Raw genomic sequence first — 15866 nt, forward strand, 5'->3', positions numbered from 1 at the left:
ACAAGTTCTTCTACGGCTGAGCTCGTGTCCGATTGACAGACCTGACACCGGTTTTCGACACCGGTTTTCCGCTATTTGCCCATCACGTATTGGCCCGGCGCATCGCACAGGGCCTTGCCCATCTTGGGTGGCGCCACTTGCTCGGCGGCGGAATGGCGCGCCAGCCAGGCGTGCCAGTGCGGCCACCATGAGCCTTCCGTCACTTCCGCCGTCTGCTGCCATTCCTCGGGACTCATGAAGTGCGAGCCGGGCGGACGGTGCGGCATCGATTTGAAGCTGCGGTTGGCGTGCCCCGGTTCGCAGACGATGCCGGCGTTGTGGCCACCCGAGGCCAGCACGAAGTCGACCGGTGCGTCGGCCATCAGGTGGATCTTGTACACGGACTTCCACGGCGAGACGTGGTCGCGCCCCGTGCCCACCACGTACATGGGCGCCTTGATGTCCGATACGACGGCGGCCTTGCCGTCCACGCAGAAGCGGCCTTCGGCCAGGTCGTTATCGAGGAACAGGTGCTTGAGGTATTCGCTGTGCATGCGGTAGGGCATGCGGGTGGTGTCGGCGTTCCACGCCATCAGGTCGTTCGGGATATTGCGCTGTCCCATCAGGTATTCGCGCATGATGCGCGACCAGATCATGTCGCGCGAATTGAGCAGGCGGAACGAGCCGGCCATCTGCGAGCCATCCAGGTAGCCGTGCTGCCACATCATGGCGTCCAGGAAGGCCAGTTCGCTGTGGTCGATAAACAGTCCCAGCTCGCCCGGGTCGCTGAAGTCGGTCTGCGCGGCCAGCAGCGACACGCTTTTCAGCTTGCCCGCGTGGCCATGCCGGCCCGACCCGTACACGGCCGCCGCGATGGCCAGCAGCGTGCCGCCCAGGCAGTAACCGACGGCGTGGATGGGATGGCCCGTCAGGCGGTCCACTTCTCGCACGGTGTCGAACACCCCGTGCCGCAGGTAGTCGTCCATGCCCAGGTCGCGGTCGGCCGCCACCGGATTGCGCCACGAGGCCAGGAATACGGTATGGCCCTGCTCCACCAGGTAGCGCACCATGGAGTTGTGCGGCGACAGGTCGAGGATGTAGTACTTCATGATCCACGACGGGATGATCAAAATCGGTTCGCGGTACACCTTGGCCGTCTGCGGCTTGTATTGGATCAGCTCCACCAGCTCGTTGCGGTACACCACCTTGCCCGGTGTGACGGCCACGTTGCGGCCCACCTCGTAGGCGCTGGCCTCGTCCTTGGGCGCCTGGCCGCGGCCGCCCAGGTCTTGCAGCCAGTTGCTCCAGCCCTTCAACACGCTCTGGCCCTGCGTCTCATACGCCTTGTGCAGCACTTCCGGATTGGTCCAGAAGTAGTTGGACGGCGAAGCCACGTCCAGCAGTTGGCGGGCCGTGAAGCTCACCACGTCCGCATGGTGGGCCGACACGCCGCGCACGCCGGTGGTGGCTTCGCGCCAGAATTGTTCGGTTTGCAGGAAGGCGTGCGAAAATGCGTTGAACGGCCAGGCCGACCACTCCGGCGCCGAAAAACGGTTCTCGCCTTCGCGCCGCTCGGGGGCGATGGGCGCCCGGTCGGCCCCCAGTTTGATGGCCAGGTCGAGCAATTCCATCTGTTTGCCGGGCGACGCGGCCAGGTGCATCAGCCAGTCCTGGAACGCCAGCGACATGGCGATGGGCGATACGCCGCCTGTGATCTTGGCCACCGCGCTTTGCATGCGCAAGTCGAGCGGGTTGGTGGAGACGCCATGCTCGTCGATGTAGCAGGCCGGATGCTCTTCGGCCTTGGCGGCCGTCTGGGGTTCGGACTGGGTGGTCACGTCGTTCAGGTTCACGTTTGCTCCTTCTCGAATTAATTTTCATTATTGCAATTAGCGAACGTTAATGTATTTGATCTAGATCAAATACAGCTACATGATACGTCCCCTACACTGCGCTGCATCAATACCAACCTTTTCGGTATCCATGAAGAATAAAAATACTCAGCACTTCAGGTGCTGCCAGGCGGTCATCGCCTGTTTGATCGGTGCCATGTGCAACCGCAGCATAGCATCCGAAACGCTGGCCCAGGCATGGGCCAGCGCGCAGCAAGTCGACCACACGGTCGCCGCCGCGTCCGCGCGCGAGTCGGCCGCCCGCGACGGCCTGGCCGCCGCCGAGGCACGCCGCCTGCCCAACGTGAGCCTGACGGCCGGCTACACCCGGCTGCAGTCGGAACCCACCGCCGCCATCACCATTCCCGCCCTGCACCTGAACGGTTTGCCGTTCGCGCAGGATGAAGCCTACTCCGCCGCCGTCAGTTTCAGCGCACCGTTGTTCACGGCCGGCCGCATCAGCCACGGCATCGCCGCCGCCGGCGCCGTGACGGACGCGGCCCGCGCCGCCAGTGCGCTCAGCAAGCAGGAACTGAAGCTGGCCGTGGCCGAAGCCTACGTCACCGTGCTGCGTGCCCAGCGCCTGAATGGCGTGGCCGCGACCCATGTGACAGCCATCGCCCGTCACGCGGACGACGTGGAACAGCTGTACAAGCAAGGCTACGCCGCCAAACACGACGTGCTGGCCTCGCAAGTGGCGCTGGCCGACGCGCGCCAGCAGGCGCTGCAGGCGGCCAACGGTGTGGCGCTGGCCAGCGCGGCCTACAACCGCTTGCTGGGCCGCGCCCAGGATGCGCCGGCCGACCTGGCGGAATTGAACGATGGCGAGGAACCGTCGGCCAGCCAGTTGGCCGGGCTGATCGCGGCCGGCCGTGCCCAGCGCAACGAGTTGAGTCAATTGGGGGCGCAGGAAACGGCCTTGCGCCGCCAGTCCGACAGCGTGGCCGCCCAGCGCGCGCCGCAAGTGGGCTTGAACGGGGGCTGGGGCAAGCTGCAGAACCGCTACCTGGTCGAGGACAAGGGTTGGTGGATAGGCGTGGCGCTCAAGTGGGAGCTGTTCGACGGCGGCCAGATCAAGCGCGAATCGTCCCAGCTGGCGTCCAACGCCCGCGCCGTGGCCGAGCTGCGCGCCGATGCGGCCGACAAGATCGAGCTGCAGGTGCGCCAGGCCTGGCTGCGCTGGCAGGAGGCGGCGGCCCGCATCGACGTGGCGCGCGCCGCGCTGGCCCAGGCCGACGAGACGCTGGACCTGTCGCGCGAACGCTATCGCGCCGGCTTGGCGCCCAACAGCGAAGTGCTGGACGCGGAAACCCGCCGCGCCGGCGCCTACGCCAACCGCGACAACGCCTGGTACGACCGCGCGCTGGCCCGCCTGCGCCTGCAATACGCCAGCGGCAGCCTGTGAGCGCCGCCCTTCCCCATACTCCGAAAGCCATTCCATGACTGACAAACGCAAATACCTGGGCCCCGCCGTGATCACGCTGGTGCTGTGCGCCGTGGGCGGCGGCCTGGTCTACTACCTGCTGCACGCGCGCGGCCTGCCCGAAGGCCTGATCGCCGCCAGCGGCCGCATCGAGGGCGACCGCATCGTCGCCGCCAGCAAATTCCCCGGCCGCATCAACGCCATGCTGGTGCATGAAGGCGACAGCGTGAAAGCGGGCGCCGGTGTGGCCCAGCTGGACGACCAGCAGATCGCCACCCGTCTGGAGCAGGCGCGCCAGGCTTACAACGCCGTGCAGGCGCAGGTGCAGGCGGCCGAAGCCGGCCTGGCCATCGCCCGGCGCGAAGTGCCGCTGTCCCAGGCCAGCGCCAACGCCGGCGTGAACCAGGCCGAAGCCGTGCTGGCCAAGGCGCAGGCGGTGGAAGCGCAGGCATCGCGCGACGCCCAGCGTCACCGCGAACTGTTTGAACACGGCAGTATCGAGCGCCACCGTGCCGAGCAGGCCGACCTGGCCTGGCGCGTATCGCAGGCCGACGTGAGCGCCGCGCGCGAGACGCTGGTGCGTGCGCGCCAGGGCGCGAGCGAAGCGGCGCTGGGCGGCGACAAGGTCAAGGCCCGCCAGCAGGAACTGGAAGCGCTCAAGGCGCAACTGGCCCGCGCGGCCGGCGCCGTGGCCGAGGCGCAGTCCGTCAGCGGCGACCAGTTGGTGGTGGCGCCCGCCGCCGGCGTGGTGGTGAGCCGTCTGCGCGAACCCGGTGAAGTGATCCAGGCCGGCAGCGCCATCGCGGAGCTGGCCGACCTGGACGCGCTGCACCTGAAGGTCTACGTGCCGGAAGCGCAGATCGGCAAGGTCAAGCTGGGCCAGCCCGTGCGCCTGTACGTCGATTCGCAGCCGGGCAAGCCGTATGAGGCGAAGGTCAGCTACATCGCCTCGCGCGCTGAATTCACGCCCAAGGAAGTGCAGACGGCCGACGAACGCGTCAAGCTGGTGTACGCCGTCAAGCTGGCCATCCAGTCCAATCCGGAGCACCGCCTCACGCCCGGCCTGCCGGCCGACGCCGTGATCCGCTGGGACGAACACGTGGCATGGAAGAAGCCAACGTGGTAAGCGCGCCTTCCCTGCTGGTTGAAGCGCGCGGCCTGGGCAAGCGTTACGGCGCCGTGTGCGCCGTGGACGCGGTGGAACTGGAAGTGCGGCCCGGCGAGATCTATGGCCTGATCGGCCCGGACGGCGCCGGCAAGAGCAGCCTGCTCAAGGCGGTGGCCGGCATTTTGCGCTTCGACAGCGGCACGCTGGACGTGTTCGGCGTGCGCCTGGACAGCGAACGGGCCTGCGAACGCATCAAGGACCGCATCGGCCTGATGCCACAGGGCCTGGGCCAGAACCTGTATGGCGATTTGTCGGTCGAGGAGAACATCGACTACTTCGGCGGCCTGCGCCTGCTGGGCGGCGACGAGCTGGCCAAGCGCAAGGACAGCCTGCTGCGCAGCACGCGGCTGGAAGCGTTCCGCGACCGGCCCATGAAGAACCTGTCGGGCGGCATGAAGCAGAAACTGGGCCTCGTGTGCACCCTGATCCACCAGCCGCAACTGGTGATCCTGGACGAACCCACCACCGGCGTGGATCCCGTGTCGCGCCGCGAGTTCTGGGCCATCCTGGACCGGCTGCTGGCCGAACACGGCACCACGGCGCTGGTATCGACGGCCTATATGGACGAGGCCAGCCGCTTCCATCGCGTCTCCATGATGCACGAAGGCCGCATGCTGGCCAGCGGCACGCCGGAACGCATGCGGGCCTTGAGCGCCGGGCGCATCGTGCGCAGCGGCGCCGATACCCGCCAGGCTGAGGCGCTGGAACGGCTGCAGCGCAGCTATCCGCAAGCCGAGGCGCTGGGCCGCGAACTGCGCGTGTTCGTGGATGGCGATGACGCCGGCGCCGCGCTGGCACAGGTGGAGCAGACGCTGGACGGCTTGCCGCATGACGCCTGCGAAGTGCAGGAACCGGAACTGGAAGACGTGTTCATCGCACTGCTGCGCCAACGGGGTGCGCAGGCGACGGCCAAGGCGGCCACGCCTATGGCAGGCAGCCACGCGAGCGCGCCCGCCAAGCCGGCCGGCGCCGTGCCCACACTGGCACCCTCACCCTCACCTGCGCCTGCGCCCTTGCCCGCGTCCGTGCCTGCGCACTCGTCCGTGCCCGCATCTGCGCCCGCGCCTGTGCGCTCGCCTGCGTCCGCGTCCGCGAGCGCGCCCGATGTCGTCCCCGCCATCGAAGCGGACCAATTAACCCGTACCTTCGGCGCCTTCAAGGCCGCCGACGCCGTCAGCTTCCGCGTGCCGCAGGGCGAAATCTTCGGCCTGCTGGGCGCCAACGGCGCCGGCAAAAGCACCGTCATCAAGATGCTGACGGGTATCCTGCGTCCCAGCGACGGGCGTGGCCGCGTGGCCGGCGCCGACATGCGCGACGCCGGCCGCCAGATCCGCGAACGTATCGGCTACATGTCGCAAGCGTTCTCGCTGTACCTGGACTTGACGGTGATGGAGAACATCCGCCTGTACGCCGGCATCTACGCCGTGCCGCCGCACCTGGAAGTGGAACGCATCACCTGGGTGCTGGACATGGCCGGCCTGCACCCGTTCGCCGGCGCGCTGGCGGCCAGCCTGCCCATGGGCCTGCGCCAGCGCCTGGCGCTGGGATGCGCCCTGCTGCACCGGCCGCAAGTGCTGTTCCTGGACGAACCCACGTCCGGTGTGGACCCGGTGGGCCGGCGCGCTTTCTGGGACATCCTGTTCCGCCTGTCGCGCGAGGACAAGGTGACCATCCTCGTCACCACCCACTACATGTCCGAGGCCGAGCACTGCGACCATATCGCCCTGATGTATGCGGGCCGCGTGGTGGCCGACGCCTCCCCCGAACAACTCAAGGCCGGCGTGGAACGCGACGGCGGCAAGCTGTACGAACTGGCCACCAGCGCGCCGCAGCCACTGCTCGACATGCTGCGCGCCGAAGGTCTGGGCCAGGCCGCCCTGTTCGGCTCGCGCATCCACCTGCTGCTGCCGGACCCGCAAACGGAACTGGCGCGGCTCGACGCCCTGCTGGCCACCCACGGCATGAAAGTGGACGCCATCACCCCGCGCCGCCTGTCGATGGAAGACGTGTTCGTCCACCTCGTCACAAAACTGGAAGCGGCCGACCAGGCCCGCAACGCCGCCAGGACCGCCAACGCGGCGGGCGCGCCGGCCGCAGCGGCAAGACCCGGAGTACCAGCATGAACCTGCACCGCATCGCCGTCGTCGCCTACAAGGAGTGGCGCGAAATCGTGCGCGACCGCCTGTTCTTCGCGCTGGCCTTCATCGTGCCCTCGCTGCTGATGCTGTTATTCGGCTACGGCCTGTCGCTGGACGTGGAGAACATCCCGCTGGCGGTGGTCGATTACGACCAGAGCGTGCAGTCGCGCGACTACGCGCACCGCTTCACCGACTCGCGCTATTTCGAGTTCTACGGCTACGGCCAGCACGAGGAAGCGCTGCGCAAGCTGGTGGTCAACAACACCCTGCGCGCCGTGGTCGTGATCCCGCCGCAGTTCGGCGCGCGCCTGGCCAGCGGCCACCCTGCCGAAGCGCAGACCTGGATCGACGGCACCTTCCCGTTCCGCGCCCTGACGGCCAAAGGCTACGTGACCGCCATCAACGCGGCCGCCACGCTGGACCACATGGCCACCTGGCTCGGTAACGCCAACGGCGTGCCGGCGGCCAGCGTACGCGCCCTGCTGCAGCCGGTGCGGCTGGAAACGCGCTACCTGTACAACCAGGAAGTGAAAAGTATCTGGTCGATCGCGCCCAAGCTGATCATGGTGATCCTGATGCTGTCGCCGCCGTTCCTGACGGCGCTGGGCGTGGTGCGGGAAAAGGAATCGGGCGCCATCTACAACGTGTACGCCTCCACCCTGTCGCGCGGCGAATACCTGGTCGGCAAACTGACGCCCTATGTCGGCATCTCCATCATCAACGCCATGCTGTTGACGGCCATGGCGCTGCTGCTGTTCGGCGCGCCGTTCAAGGGCAATCCGCTGCTGTTCATGCTGGCCACGGTTCTGTATGTGATCTGCACCACCGGCATCGGCCTGCTGGTGTCGGTGCTCGTCAACACGCAAGTGGCAGCCATGGTGGGCACGGCCATCGTGACGGTGGTGCCGGCCGTGCTGTACTCGGGCATGATCATCCCCATTCCTTCGCTGTCGGCGGAAGCGGCGTTGATCGCCCACCTGCTGCCGGGCATGTACTACGCCGACATCGCCACCGGCAGCTTCCTCAAGGGCGCCGGCCTGGCCGCGCTGTGGCAGGACTTGCTGATCCTGGCCCTGTACGCGGCCGCGCTGTTCACGGCCGGTTTCCTCGGCTTCCACAAGCGCCCCGCCAATTGAATGAACAAGACTATGCGACTCTGGCCTGATACCGCAAATGCCACCTGGTGGCGACGCCTGCGCGTGATGACGTGGAAGGAACTGGTGCAGCTGATGCGTGACCCGCTGCTGCTGCTGTTCGTCGTCTACGCCTTCTCGGCCGACATCTACAACGCCGCCGCCGGCGTCACCCTGCAACTCAATAACGCGGCGCTGGCCGTGCTGGACATGGACCGCAGCGCCGCCTCGCGCGAGCTGGCCGGCCGCTTCCTGGCGCCCGAATTCCGCCAGATCGGCAGCGCCGGCCACGCCAGCACCGGGCAAGCCCTGCTCGACAAAGGCCAGGCCATGGCCCTGCTGGACGTGCCGCCCGGCTTTGGCGCGTCGCTGGCGCGGGGCGAACCGGCATCCGTGCAGATGCAAATCGACGCCTCCAACTCCGTGCAAGGCTTCCTCACGTCGGTGGACGCGGCCCAGATCGTGGCCCGCTTCGGGCTGGAGACGGCCGCCGCACGCCTCGGCCTGAATCCGAACGGCGCCACGCTGGACGGCCCGCTGATCGACAACCGGGTGCGGGTCTGGTTCAACCCCAATCAGAACGACGCCTGGTTCATGGGCATCTCCGAACTGCTCAACGTGATCACGCTGTTCTCCATGCTGCTGCCGGCGGCCGCCATGGTGCGCGAAAAAGAACGGGGCACCATCGAACAATTGCTGGTGTCGCCGTTGGGCCCCTTGCAGATCATGCTGCCCAAGATCCTGGCCATGGTGGCCGTGATCCTGTGCGGCACGGCGCTGGGCCTGTTCGGCCTGTTGATCCCCGTGTTCGGCGTGCCCGTGCAAGGCAGCCTGCTGCTGTTCCTGGCCGTGTGCACGGCCTACATCTGCACCCTGGCCGGCATCGGCATCCTGATCGCCACCGTGACCCGCAACATGGCGCAGGCGGGCATGATGGTGATCCTGATCCTGGCGCCGATGATGTTCCTGTCCGGCGCCTGGACTCCACCGGAAGCCATGCCCACCGTGATGCGGGCGCTGATGTACATCTCGCCGCTGTACTATTTCATCAACGCCAGCTACGGCATCCTGCTGAAAGGCGCCGGGCTGCTCAGCCTGTGGCCCATGATCGCCGGCATACTGGCGCTGGGCCTGGCCGTGGGCGTGGCGTGCACGCTGCGCTTTACCCGCCAGTTTGGCTAGGCCCATTCCCTCCACCACCAACCAATCAACCCATCGACCGAGGCATCATGAACCCAAACGCCAACCCAAGCGTCACCTCCCCCTTCTCGCTGGCCGGCAAGCGTGGCCTGATCGTCGGCCTGGCCAATGAGCACAGCATCGCGGCCGGTTGCGCGCGCGCCGCGCATGCGCTGGGCGCGAACCTCGTGCTGTCCTGCCTGAACGAAAAGGCCGTCAGCTACGCCTCGCCCGTGGCGACAGCACTCAATGCCCCCCTGCTGGCGTGCGACGTGGAGCAGGACGGCGCACTGGAAAGCCTGGTGCAGCAAGCCGTAGCCCAATTGGGCGGCCTCGATTTCGTGATCCACTCCATCGCCTGGGCGCCGCTGGCGGACTTGCGCGGGCGCGTGGCCGACAGTTCGGCGGACGGCTTCCTGCGCGCCATGAATATCTCCTGCCACTCGTTCGCCCGCCTCGCGCGCCTGTGCGAACCGCACATGGCGGCCGGCAGCAGCTTGATCACCATGAGCTACCTGGGCGCCGACGAAGCCGTGCCCCATTACGGCGTGATGGGGCCCGTCAAAGCCGCGCTGGAATCGCTGGTGCGCTACCTGGCGGCCGAACTGGGACCACAGGGCTTGCGGGTACACGCCGTCTCGCCCGGCCCCATACCCACCCGCGCCGCCTCCGGGCTGGAAGACTTCGATGGCCTGATGGCGCGCGCCGTTGAACGCTCGCCATTGCGCCGCCTCGTCACGCTGGACGAAGTGGGCCAGTTGGCCGCCTTCCTGGCCGGCGGCGCCGCCTCCGGCATGACGGGCCAGACTATTTACGTGGATGGCGGTTATCATATCGTCAACTGAACCGCGTCGCACACCTCCCCATAACGCACAACGAGCCACCGCCATGAACGACCATATCCACGACGACCTGCCCGACATCATCGAGAACGTTACCTACGCCGAACTGCAGGTAGGCCAGAGCGCGCGCCAGACCCGCACCCTGACGGCCGACGACATCGCCGCCTTCGCCGCCGTGTCGGGCGACGTCAACCCGGCCCACCTGGACACCGACTACGCCGACGCCACCCTGTTCCATGGCGTGATCGCGCACGGCATGTGGGGCGCGGCCCTGATCTCCAAGCTGCTGGGCACCACCCTGCCCGGCCCGGGCACCATCTACCTGGAACAATCGCTGCGCTTCCTGAAGCCGGTGCGCATCGGCGACACGCTGCGCATCACGGCCACCGTGCTGACCAAGGAAGACGCCAACCACCACGTCACCCTCAACTGCGAAGTCAAGAACCAGACCGGCGCGCTGGTGCTGGCCGGCGTGGCCACCGTGATCGCCCCAGTTGAAAAAGTGCGCCGCCCGCGCACCCAGTTGCCGCTGCTGCGCCTGGTGGACCCAACCGAACGCTTCGGCGTGCTGCTGGCCAGCGCGGCCGCGCTGGAACCGGTGCGCTGCGCCGTGATCCACCCGTGCGACACCGAATCGCTCAAGGGCGCGCTGGACGCCGCCGCCCGCAAGCTGATCGTGCCCGTGCTGATCGCCCCGCTGGCCCGCCTGCGCGCCGTAGCCGAGGAAGCGCACATATCGCTGGACGGTGTCGAGATCATCGACGTGGCGCATAGCCACGCGGCGGCCGAGAAAGCGGCCGCCATGGGCGCCGCCGGCGAAGTCGAAATGCTGATGAAGGGCAGCCTGCACACGGACGAAATGATGCTGGCCGTGCTGGCGCAACCGGCGCTGCGCACCAAACGCCGCTTCTCGCACGTGTTCCGGCTGGAAGTGCCAATGTACGACAAGGTGTTGCTGATCTCCGACGCCGCCCTCAACATCCAGCCCACGCTGATGGAAAAGGCCGACATCGTGCAGAACGCCATCGACCTGGCGCACGCGCTGGGCACGCCCGAACCGAAAGTGGCCATTTTGTCGGCGGTGGAAACCGTGACCCCGAAAATCGCCTCCACGCTGGACGCCGCCGCCCTGTGCAAGATGGCCGAACGGCGCCAGATTACGGGCGGCGTGCTCGATGGCCCGCTGGCCTTCGACAACGCCATCTCGCCGCAAGCGGCCCGCATCAAGGGCATCGATTCGCCTGTGGCCGGCCACGCCGACATCCTGATCGCACCCGACCTGGAAGCGGGCAACATGCTGGCCAAGCAGCTCGAATACCTGGCCGGCGCCGCCACCTGCGGCGTGGTGCTGGGCGCGGCGCTGCCGATCGCCCTCACCAGCCGCGCCGACGCGGCCGACGCCCGCGTGGCCTCGGCCGCGCTGGCGCTGCTGCTGGCCCACCGCTACCGCAAGGAACGCCCATGAACAACGGACAGCAAGCCATCATCGCCGTCAACGTCGGCTCCTCCTCGATCAAGTTCGCGCTCTATCCGTTCCGCGCCGGCGTGACCGGCGGCGCCCTGCTGACGGGCACCATCACCGGCCTGGAACCGGACGGCCAACCGTGCGTGGACTTCAGCACCGACGACGGCTTCAAGCTGAACGAAGCGCTGGCGCCCGGCGCCGGCGACAACTTCGAACGCGCGCTGGACGCCATGCGCGCCCTGCTGGCACGCTATGCCGCCCCGGCCAAGCTGATGGCCGTGGCGCACCGCATCGTCCACGGCGGCGCGCGCTACGCCGACTCCGTCATCATCGACGACGACGCCATGGCCTACCTGCGCACGCTCGAGCCGCTGGCCCCCCTGCACCAGCCGCACAACCTGGAAGGGGTGGAACTGTTCATGCGCGCCTTCCCCGAGCTGCCGCAAGTGGGCTGCTTCGACACCTCCTTCCACACCACCATGGACCCGCTGGAGCAGCGCTTCGCCCTGCCGCACACCATGCACCGCGACGGCATCCGCCGCTACGGCTTCCACGGCCTGTCCTACCGCTACCTGGCGGCGCGGCTGGCCGAACGCAGCGGCCGTAGTGGCCGCAAGGTGCTGATGGCCCACCTGGGCAACGGCGCCAGCGTGTGCGCCATGCGCAGCGGCGTCAGCGTGGCCACCAGCATGGGCTTCTCCGCGCTGGATGGGCTGATGATGGGCAGCCGCTGCGGCGCGCTCGATCCCGGCGTGCTGCTGCACCTGATGCGCCAGGGCTGGGACACGGACCGCATCGAAAAGCTGCTGTACCGGCAGTCCGGCCTGTTGGGCGTATCGGGCCTGTCGGCCGACATGCGCACGCTGCGCGCCAGCGCGCAGCCCGAAGCCCGTATCGCCATCGACCTGTTCACGCACCGGCTGGTGCGCGAATGCGGCGCGCTGACGGCCTGCCTGGGCGGTCTGGATCTGCTGGCCTTCACGGGCGGCATCGGCGAACACGACGCCGCGCTGAGGCTGGCCGCGTGCGAACAGCTGCTGTACCTGGGCGTGCGCATCGACACAGCCCGCAACAAGGCGGCCGACGGCAGCCAGATCATGGCGATCCACGCCGACGACAGCAACGTGGAAATCTGGGTCGTGCCCACCGACGAGGGACGCGTGGCGGCCAGCGACGCGGCGGCGTTGTTGGCGTAGGCCGCGCAGGCCCAGGCATAGGCTGCGCGGTCAACCTTTGATGGAAAATGTGATCGGCATGGCGGCGCATATGCAAATATGAAATTATTCGTTCTCTCGGCGGGAACGTCTCGCTAATCTCTTTTTGGATTGCAAATCAGCGGCAAGGCGAGGAAACCCATGCGGGCTTTCCTCAGCGTTGCGCATTACGGAGAAACCATGAAGCTTGAAACCATCGCAGTACACGGCGGCTATTCCCCTGATCCGACCACCAAGGCGGCCGCCGTCCCGATTTACCAGACTGTCTCGTACGCGTTCGATGACACGCAGCACGGCGCGGACCTGTTCGATCTCAAGGTACAGGGAAATATCTACACGCGCATCATGAATCCCACCCAGGACGTGCTGGAGAAGCGCATGGCCGCGCTGGAAGGCGGCGTTGGCGCACTGGCGCTGGCCTCCGGCCAGGCGGCGATCACCTATGCGATCATGACCATCGCCGAAGCGGGCGACAATATCGTGTCCGCGTCCACGCTCTACGGCGGCACCTACAACCTCTTCGCGCATACGTTGCCGCAGTTCGGCATCGAAACCCGTTTTGCCGACTACCGCGACCCGGAATCGTTCGCGCGCCTGATCGATGAAAAGACCAAGGCCGTATTTGTGGAATCGATCGGCAACCCGCTGGGAAACATCACCGATTTCGAAAAAGTGGCCGCCATCGCGCACAGCCACGGCGTTCCGCTGATTGTGGACAACACCGTCGCCACGCCTTACCTGTTGCGTCCCTTCGAGCATGGCGCGGACATCGTCGTGCACTCGCTGACCAAGTACCTGGGCGGGCACGGCACCTCGCTCGGCGGGGCCATCGTCGATTCCGGCAAATTCCCGTGGGCCGAGCACAAGCAACGGTTCAAGCGCCTCAATGAGCCGGACGTGTCCTACCATGGTGTGGTGTACACCGAGGCGCTGGGCGCGGCCGCCTATATCGGCCGCGCACGCGTCGTCCCGCTGCGCAATACCGGCGCCGCGATCTCGCCATTCAACGCTTTCCAGATCCTGCAGGGCATCGAGACGCTCGCCTTGCGCATGGATCGCATCACCGAGAATACTCTGAAGGTGGCGCAGTTCCTGCAACGGCACAAGAAGGTGAAGTGGGTAAACTACGCGGGTCTTCCGGAACACCGGGATCATGCGCTGGCAGTCAAATATCTCGGCGGCCGGCCGTCGGGCGTGCTGACCTTTGGCGTCGAGGGCGGACGCGACGGCGGAGCGCGCTTCCAGGATGGCTTGAAGCTGTTCACCCGGTTGGTAAACATTGGCGACGCCAAGTCGCTGGCCTGCCATCCGGCATCCACCACGCACCGGCAACTGAACGGCGAGGAATTGGCCAAGGCCGGCGTCACCGAGGACACGGTGCGACTTTCCATCGGCATCGAGCACATCGACGACCTGTTGGCGGATCTCGATCAGGCATTGGCTGAAGTTTGATTTTCGGACGCAGGAAGCTGATGTTGATGATTGATCAGCGACCCTGCCGCCAGGCCGATGCCGAACGCGGCGTACACCAGCGCGAGCGACCTGCGCGACAAGCGTTCCTCGTAGCCCGGCCGCAACCGTTCCGGCGTCATCTGGTAATCCACAAAACACGCAACCGCGGTGGCGGCCGCCGACGCCACCAGCGTCGTCCTGGCCGAATGCCGCACCAGCATCTTGCCGGCGGCCTGTTCGAATAGCGTGGCCCAAAACATCGAACTGGCGTGGTGTATGCCATACCCCAGTACCGTATATTTCCAGGTTGGACCATTTTGCCGGAAGGCTTGATCACCCCACAACCAATGGCTGATCGCGTTGGCGGCCGCAAACATATGGCCGCTCTCCTTTTTGGCGCACAGCGCCAGCGCCGCCGCCGACGCCACACTGGCCATCGCCCCCGGTACGACAGCCTTGCCTACCGCCGTTTTCCAATTGTCCATAACGCTTTTCCCGTCTCGTGTGAGGCCGATATCCCATCTCAGGGACCCGGACTTTGGCCACGATACCGACAAATCAACGTGGACGGCGCCGCTTACGGGCGTGGACGTCGTGGTCATTGCGGGCGGCTATTTGCACGAGCGCCGCAGGCAGATTGGCAAATTTTCTTCTTGCCTGGTTTTCAACTAGGACATTTTGTCTCGATGTATGGATGTTGCTTTTTAGTAGTATGTCTAAGGACGTGCGGCGACACTTTACTTGCTTGGCAGTCGCTGACGTTTTCTCCTGGTTGGAACAAGAAATATAGCTGTTGAAGCAGCGTCTTGAGGTAGCGTTCCTCACCATGAATAGTGTCAAAATATTAAGCAATCGCCTGGAAATACTCAAAATGATGGAATTAATCCCGCTGTTCTTAGTTGCGTTCAAGGTTCTCGTGCTCGGCACGGGCATGTACTACGCCATCAAGTGGCATTACGATCAAGGCAAGAAGGAGAAGAACAAGCAGAAGGAGATGCGCGCGGTGCTACGCACGAGCGGCAAGGTGGCCGTCGTCTTCGTGCTAACGCTCGTGGGGCTGGGGTTCGCCACCTTCCTCCTTGGCAGCACGCTCGGTTTGGACTTGACCTTCCCGTGATGGCAAAGAATAGTCGGCCGATGGCCAATGATGCGGCAGCAATTCCACGCTGCGACTATTGAACGTCACGGCGTCAGGTCGGACAAAGCATAGGGCACAAAGAGCACTTGGTTGGCCGCCGGCGGAGCAAAAGGCAAGGACAAGCGCGGCAGATTCATCACCCCAGTGACGACACGGATGCCTTCTATGTCATCGAATAAGCGCACCATGACCAAGTTCAATCAAGGGCTGCTGCTCACGGCGGCGATGCTTTATGTGCTAACTGCAGGCAACATTGCGCTCGCCGCGAATGCCGCCCTCACCGGCCAGCAAGTAGAGTGCCCCCCGTCAATCAAAGGAACTTCCGTTCAGTTGACCGAGGCACCGCCAGGCTCGAAACTGTTCGTGCCAGATGCGCTCTACCTGTACTCCGCCGCGCCGATCGACGGCCCGCCGGAGAGGTTGGGCGACTTGGCCGAATTCACCGAGCATCGGCAAGGCGCCGACCAAGTCCATCACGCTGTCGAAACAAATCGATGACGGCATTTCGCGTTGCGACTTTTATTTCCACAAAGAAAAAAGCCGAGCAAAATGAGATCAAAAATACACTGCAAATAACATCATATTGACAACAAAAATAAGCCGTGTGAATTACCTGGTGACTGTCGGTTTCCGCCCTAAACAGTCATTGATTACTCAAATTTAAAATACTAAAACATCGGTTAAATCCAATGCTTCGACTATATTTCTGTAAAAGCGAGCATTAATTTAGGTAATTGCAAAATGTTGCTGATTGCACGAATAGAAATGAATCTAAGGTATTTTATCGGTGTCGTTCATGGACATCCATAGACAGAAGTGTTTTTAAAAATATTATCGCTCCAG

Annotated in this window: 13 protein-coding genes; 11 read left to right on the plus strand and 2 right to left on the minus strand. The window is 65.5% G+C overall.

What is annotated here, in order from left to right:
* Nucleotides 1–71: 71 nt before the first annotated feature.
* Nucleotides 72–1832, minus strand: coding sequence for a PHA/PHB synthase family protein (locus H3H39_RS19285; protein WP_311196942.1), 1761 nt, complete (start codon nt 1830–1832; stop codon nt 72–74).
* A 196-nt stretch (nt 1833–2028) separates the two neighbouring features.
* Here H3H39_RS19285 and H3H39_RS19290 point away from each other — a divergent pair, with 196 nt between their 5' ends.
* From H3H39_RS19290 to H3H39_RS19335, 9 genes are all read left to right on the plus strand, one after another.
* On the plus strand, nt 2029–3276 hold the full coding sequence (locus H3H39_RS19290) for a TolC family protein (RefSeq protein WP_182155547.1): 1248 nt from the start codon (nt 2029–2031) through the stop codon (nt 3274–3276).
* Nucleotides 3277–3310: 34 nt separating this feature from the next.
* Nucleotides 3311–4420 carry an HlyD family secretion protein gene (locus H3H39_RS19295; protein ID WP_182155549.1) on the plus strand — a complete coding sequence of 370 codons (1110 nt, stop codon included), beginning with the start codon at nt 3311–3313 and terminating at the stop codon, nt 4418–4420.
* Entirely contained in the window at nt 4399–6585 is a 2187-nt protein-coding gene (locus H3H39_RS28000; protein WP_229218137.1) for an ATP-binding cassette domain-containing protein, read from the plus strand. Before H3H39_RS19295 ends, H3H39_RS28000 begins: the two co-directional genes overlap by 22 nt.
* Nucleotides 6582–7736 carry an ABC transporter permease gene (locus H3H39_RS19310; RefSeq protein ID WP_182155551.1) on the plus strand — a complete coding sequence of 385 codons (1155 nt, stop codon included), beginning with the start codon at nt 6582–6584 and terminating at the stop codon, nt 7734–7736. Before H3H39_RS28000 ends, H3H39_RS19310 begins: the two co-directional genes overlap by 4 nt.
* A gap of 12 nt (nt 7737–7748) precedes the next feature.
* Nucleotides 7749–8915 carry an ABC transporter permease gene (locus tag H3H39_RS19315; RefSeq protein ID WP_182155552.1) on the plus strand — a complete coding sequence of 389 codons (1167 nt, stop codon included), beginning with the start codon at nt 7749–7751 and terminating at the stop codon, nt 8913–8915.
* A gap of 47 nt (nt 8916–8962) precedes the next feature.
* Complete coding sequence (gene fabI, locus H3H39_RS19320; RefSeq protein ID WP_182155555.1) at nt 8963–9757, plus strand: enoyl-ACP reductase FabI; 795 nt, start codon at nt 8963–8965, stop codon at nt 9755–9757.
* Between the two features lie 43 nt (nt 9758–9800).
* Nucleotides 9801–11219, plus strand: a complete 1419-nt coding sequence (locus H3H39_RS19325) for a bifunctional enoyl-CoA hydratase/phosphate acetyltransferase (RefSeq protein ID WP_182155557.1) — start codon at nt 9801–9803, stop codon at nt 11217–11219.
* Nucleotides 11216–12415 (plus strand): acetate/propionate family kinase, encoded by a 1200-nt coding sequence (locus H3H39_RS19330; RefSeq protein WP_182155559.1) that lies wholly within the window; start codon nt 11216–11218, stop codon nt 12413–12415. Before H3H39_RS19325 ends, H3H39_RS19330 begins: the two co-directional genes overlap by 4 nt.
* A gap of 198 nt (nt 12416–12613) precedes the next feature.
* Nucleotides 12614–13885, plus strand: a complete 1272-nt coding sequence (locus H3H39_RS19335; RefSeq protein ID WP_182155561.1) for an O-acetylhomoserine aminocarboxypropyltransferase/cysteine synthase family protein — start codon at nt 12614–12616, stop codon at nt 13883–13885.
* Here H3H39_RS19335 and H3H39_RS19340 read toward each other — a convergent pair.
* Nucleotides 13864–14370 (minus strand): hypothetical protein, encoded by a 507-nt coding sequence (locus tag H3H39_RS19340; protein ID WP_182155562.1) that lies wholly within the window; start codon nt 14368–14370, stop codon nt 13864–13866. The genes H3H39_RS19335 and H3H39_RS19340 overlap by 22 nt on opposite strands.
* Nucleotides 14371–14756: 386 nt before the next feature.
* Here H3H39_RS19340 and H3H39_RS19345 point away from each other — a divergent pair, with 386 nt between their 5' ends.
* Together H3H39_RS19345 and H3H39_RS19350 are read left to right on the plus strand one after the other, a co-directional pair.
* Nucleotides 14757–15002: a hypothetical protein gene (locus H3H39_RS19345; protein ID WP_182155564.1), complete on the plus strand. Its 246-nt coding sequence runs from the start codon at nt 14757–14759 to the stop codon at nt 15000–15002.
* Between the two features lie 207 nt (nt 15003–15209).
* The gene (locus tag H3H39_RS19350; protein ID WP_182155566.1) at nt 15210–15521 is read left to right on the plus strand and encodes an STY0301 family protein; all 312 of its coding nucleotides are present in this window, start codon (nt 15210–15212) and stop codon (nt 15519–15521) included.
* Nucleotides 15522–15866: the final 345 nt, after the last annotated feature.

It is taken from the genome of Rugamonas apoptosis (assembly GCF_014042355.1).
GTDB classification, from domain to species: Bacteria; Pseudomonadota; Gammaproteobacteria; order Burkholderiales; family Burkholderiaceae_D; genus Rugamonas; species Rugamonas apoptosis.

What these genes read in the sequence shown, in the direction of transcription:
- H3H39_RS19290 (WP_182155547.1), top strand. Translation starts at nt 2,029, where the DNA reads ATGTGCAACCGCAGCATAGCATCCGAAACGCTGGCCCAGGCATGGGCC.
- H3H39_RS19295 (WP_182155549.1), top strand. Translation starts at nt 3,311, where the DNA reads ATGACTGACAAACGCAAATACCTGGGCCCCGCCGTGATCACGCTGGTG.
- H3H39_RS28000 (WP_229218137.1), top strand. Translation starts at nt 4,399, where the DNA reads ATGGAAGAAGCCAACGTGGTAAGCGCGCCTTCCCTGCTGGTTGAAGCG.
- H3H39_RS19310 (WP_182155551.1), top strand. Translation starts at nt 6,582, where the DNA reads ATGAACCTGCACCGCATCGCCGTCGTCGCCTACAAGGAGTGGCGCGAA.
- H3H39_RS19315 (WP_182155552.1), top strand. Translation starts at nt 7,749, where the DNA reads ATGCGACTCTGGCCTGATACCGCAAATGCCACCTGGTGGCGACGCCTG.
- fabI (WP_182155555.1), top strand. Translation starts at nt 8,963, where the DNA reads ATGAACCCAAACGCCAACCCAAGCGTCACCTCCCCCTTCTCGCTGGCC.
- H3H39_RS19325 (WP_182155557.1), top strand. Translation starts at nt 9,801, where the DNA reads ATGAACGACCATATCCACGACGACCTGCCCGACATCATCGAGAACGTT.
- H3H39_RS19330 (WP_182155559.1), top strand. Translation starts at nt 11,216, where the DNA reads ATGAACAACGGACAGCAAGCCATCATCGCCGTCAACGTCGGCTCCTCC.
- H3H39_RS19335 (WP_182155561.1), top strand. Translation starts at nt 12,614, where the DNA reads ATGAAGCTTGAAACCATCGCAGTACACGGCGGCTATTCCCCTGATCCG.
- H3H39_RS19340 (WP_182155562.1), bottom strand. Translation starts at nt 14,370, where the DNA reads ATGGACAATTGGAAAACGGCGGTAGGCAAGGCTGTCGTACCGGGGGCG.
- H3H39_RS19345 (WP_182155564.1), top strand. Translation starts at nt 14,757, where the DNA reads ATGATGGAATTAATCCCGCTGTTCTTAGTTGCGTTCAAGGTTCTCGTG.
- H3H39_RS19350 (WP_182155566.1), top strand. Translation starts at nt 15,210, where the DNA reads ATGACCAAGTTCAATCAAGGGCTGCTGCTCACGGCGGCGATGCTTTAT.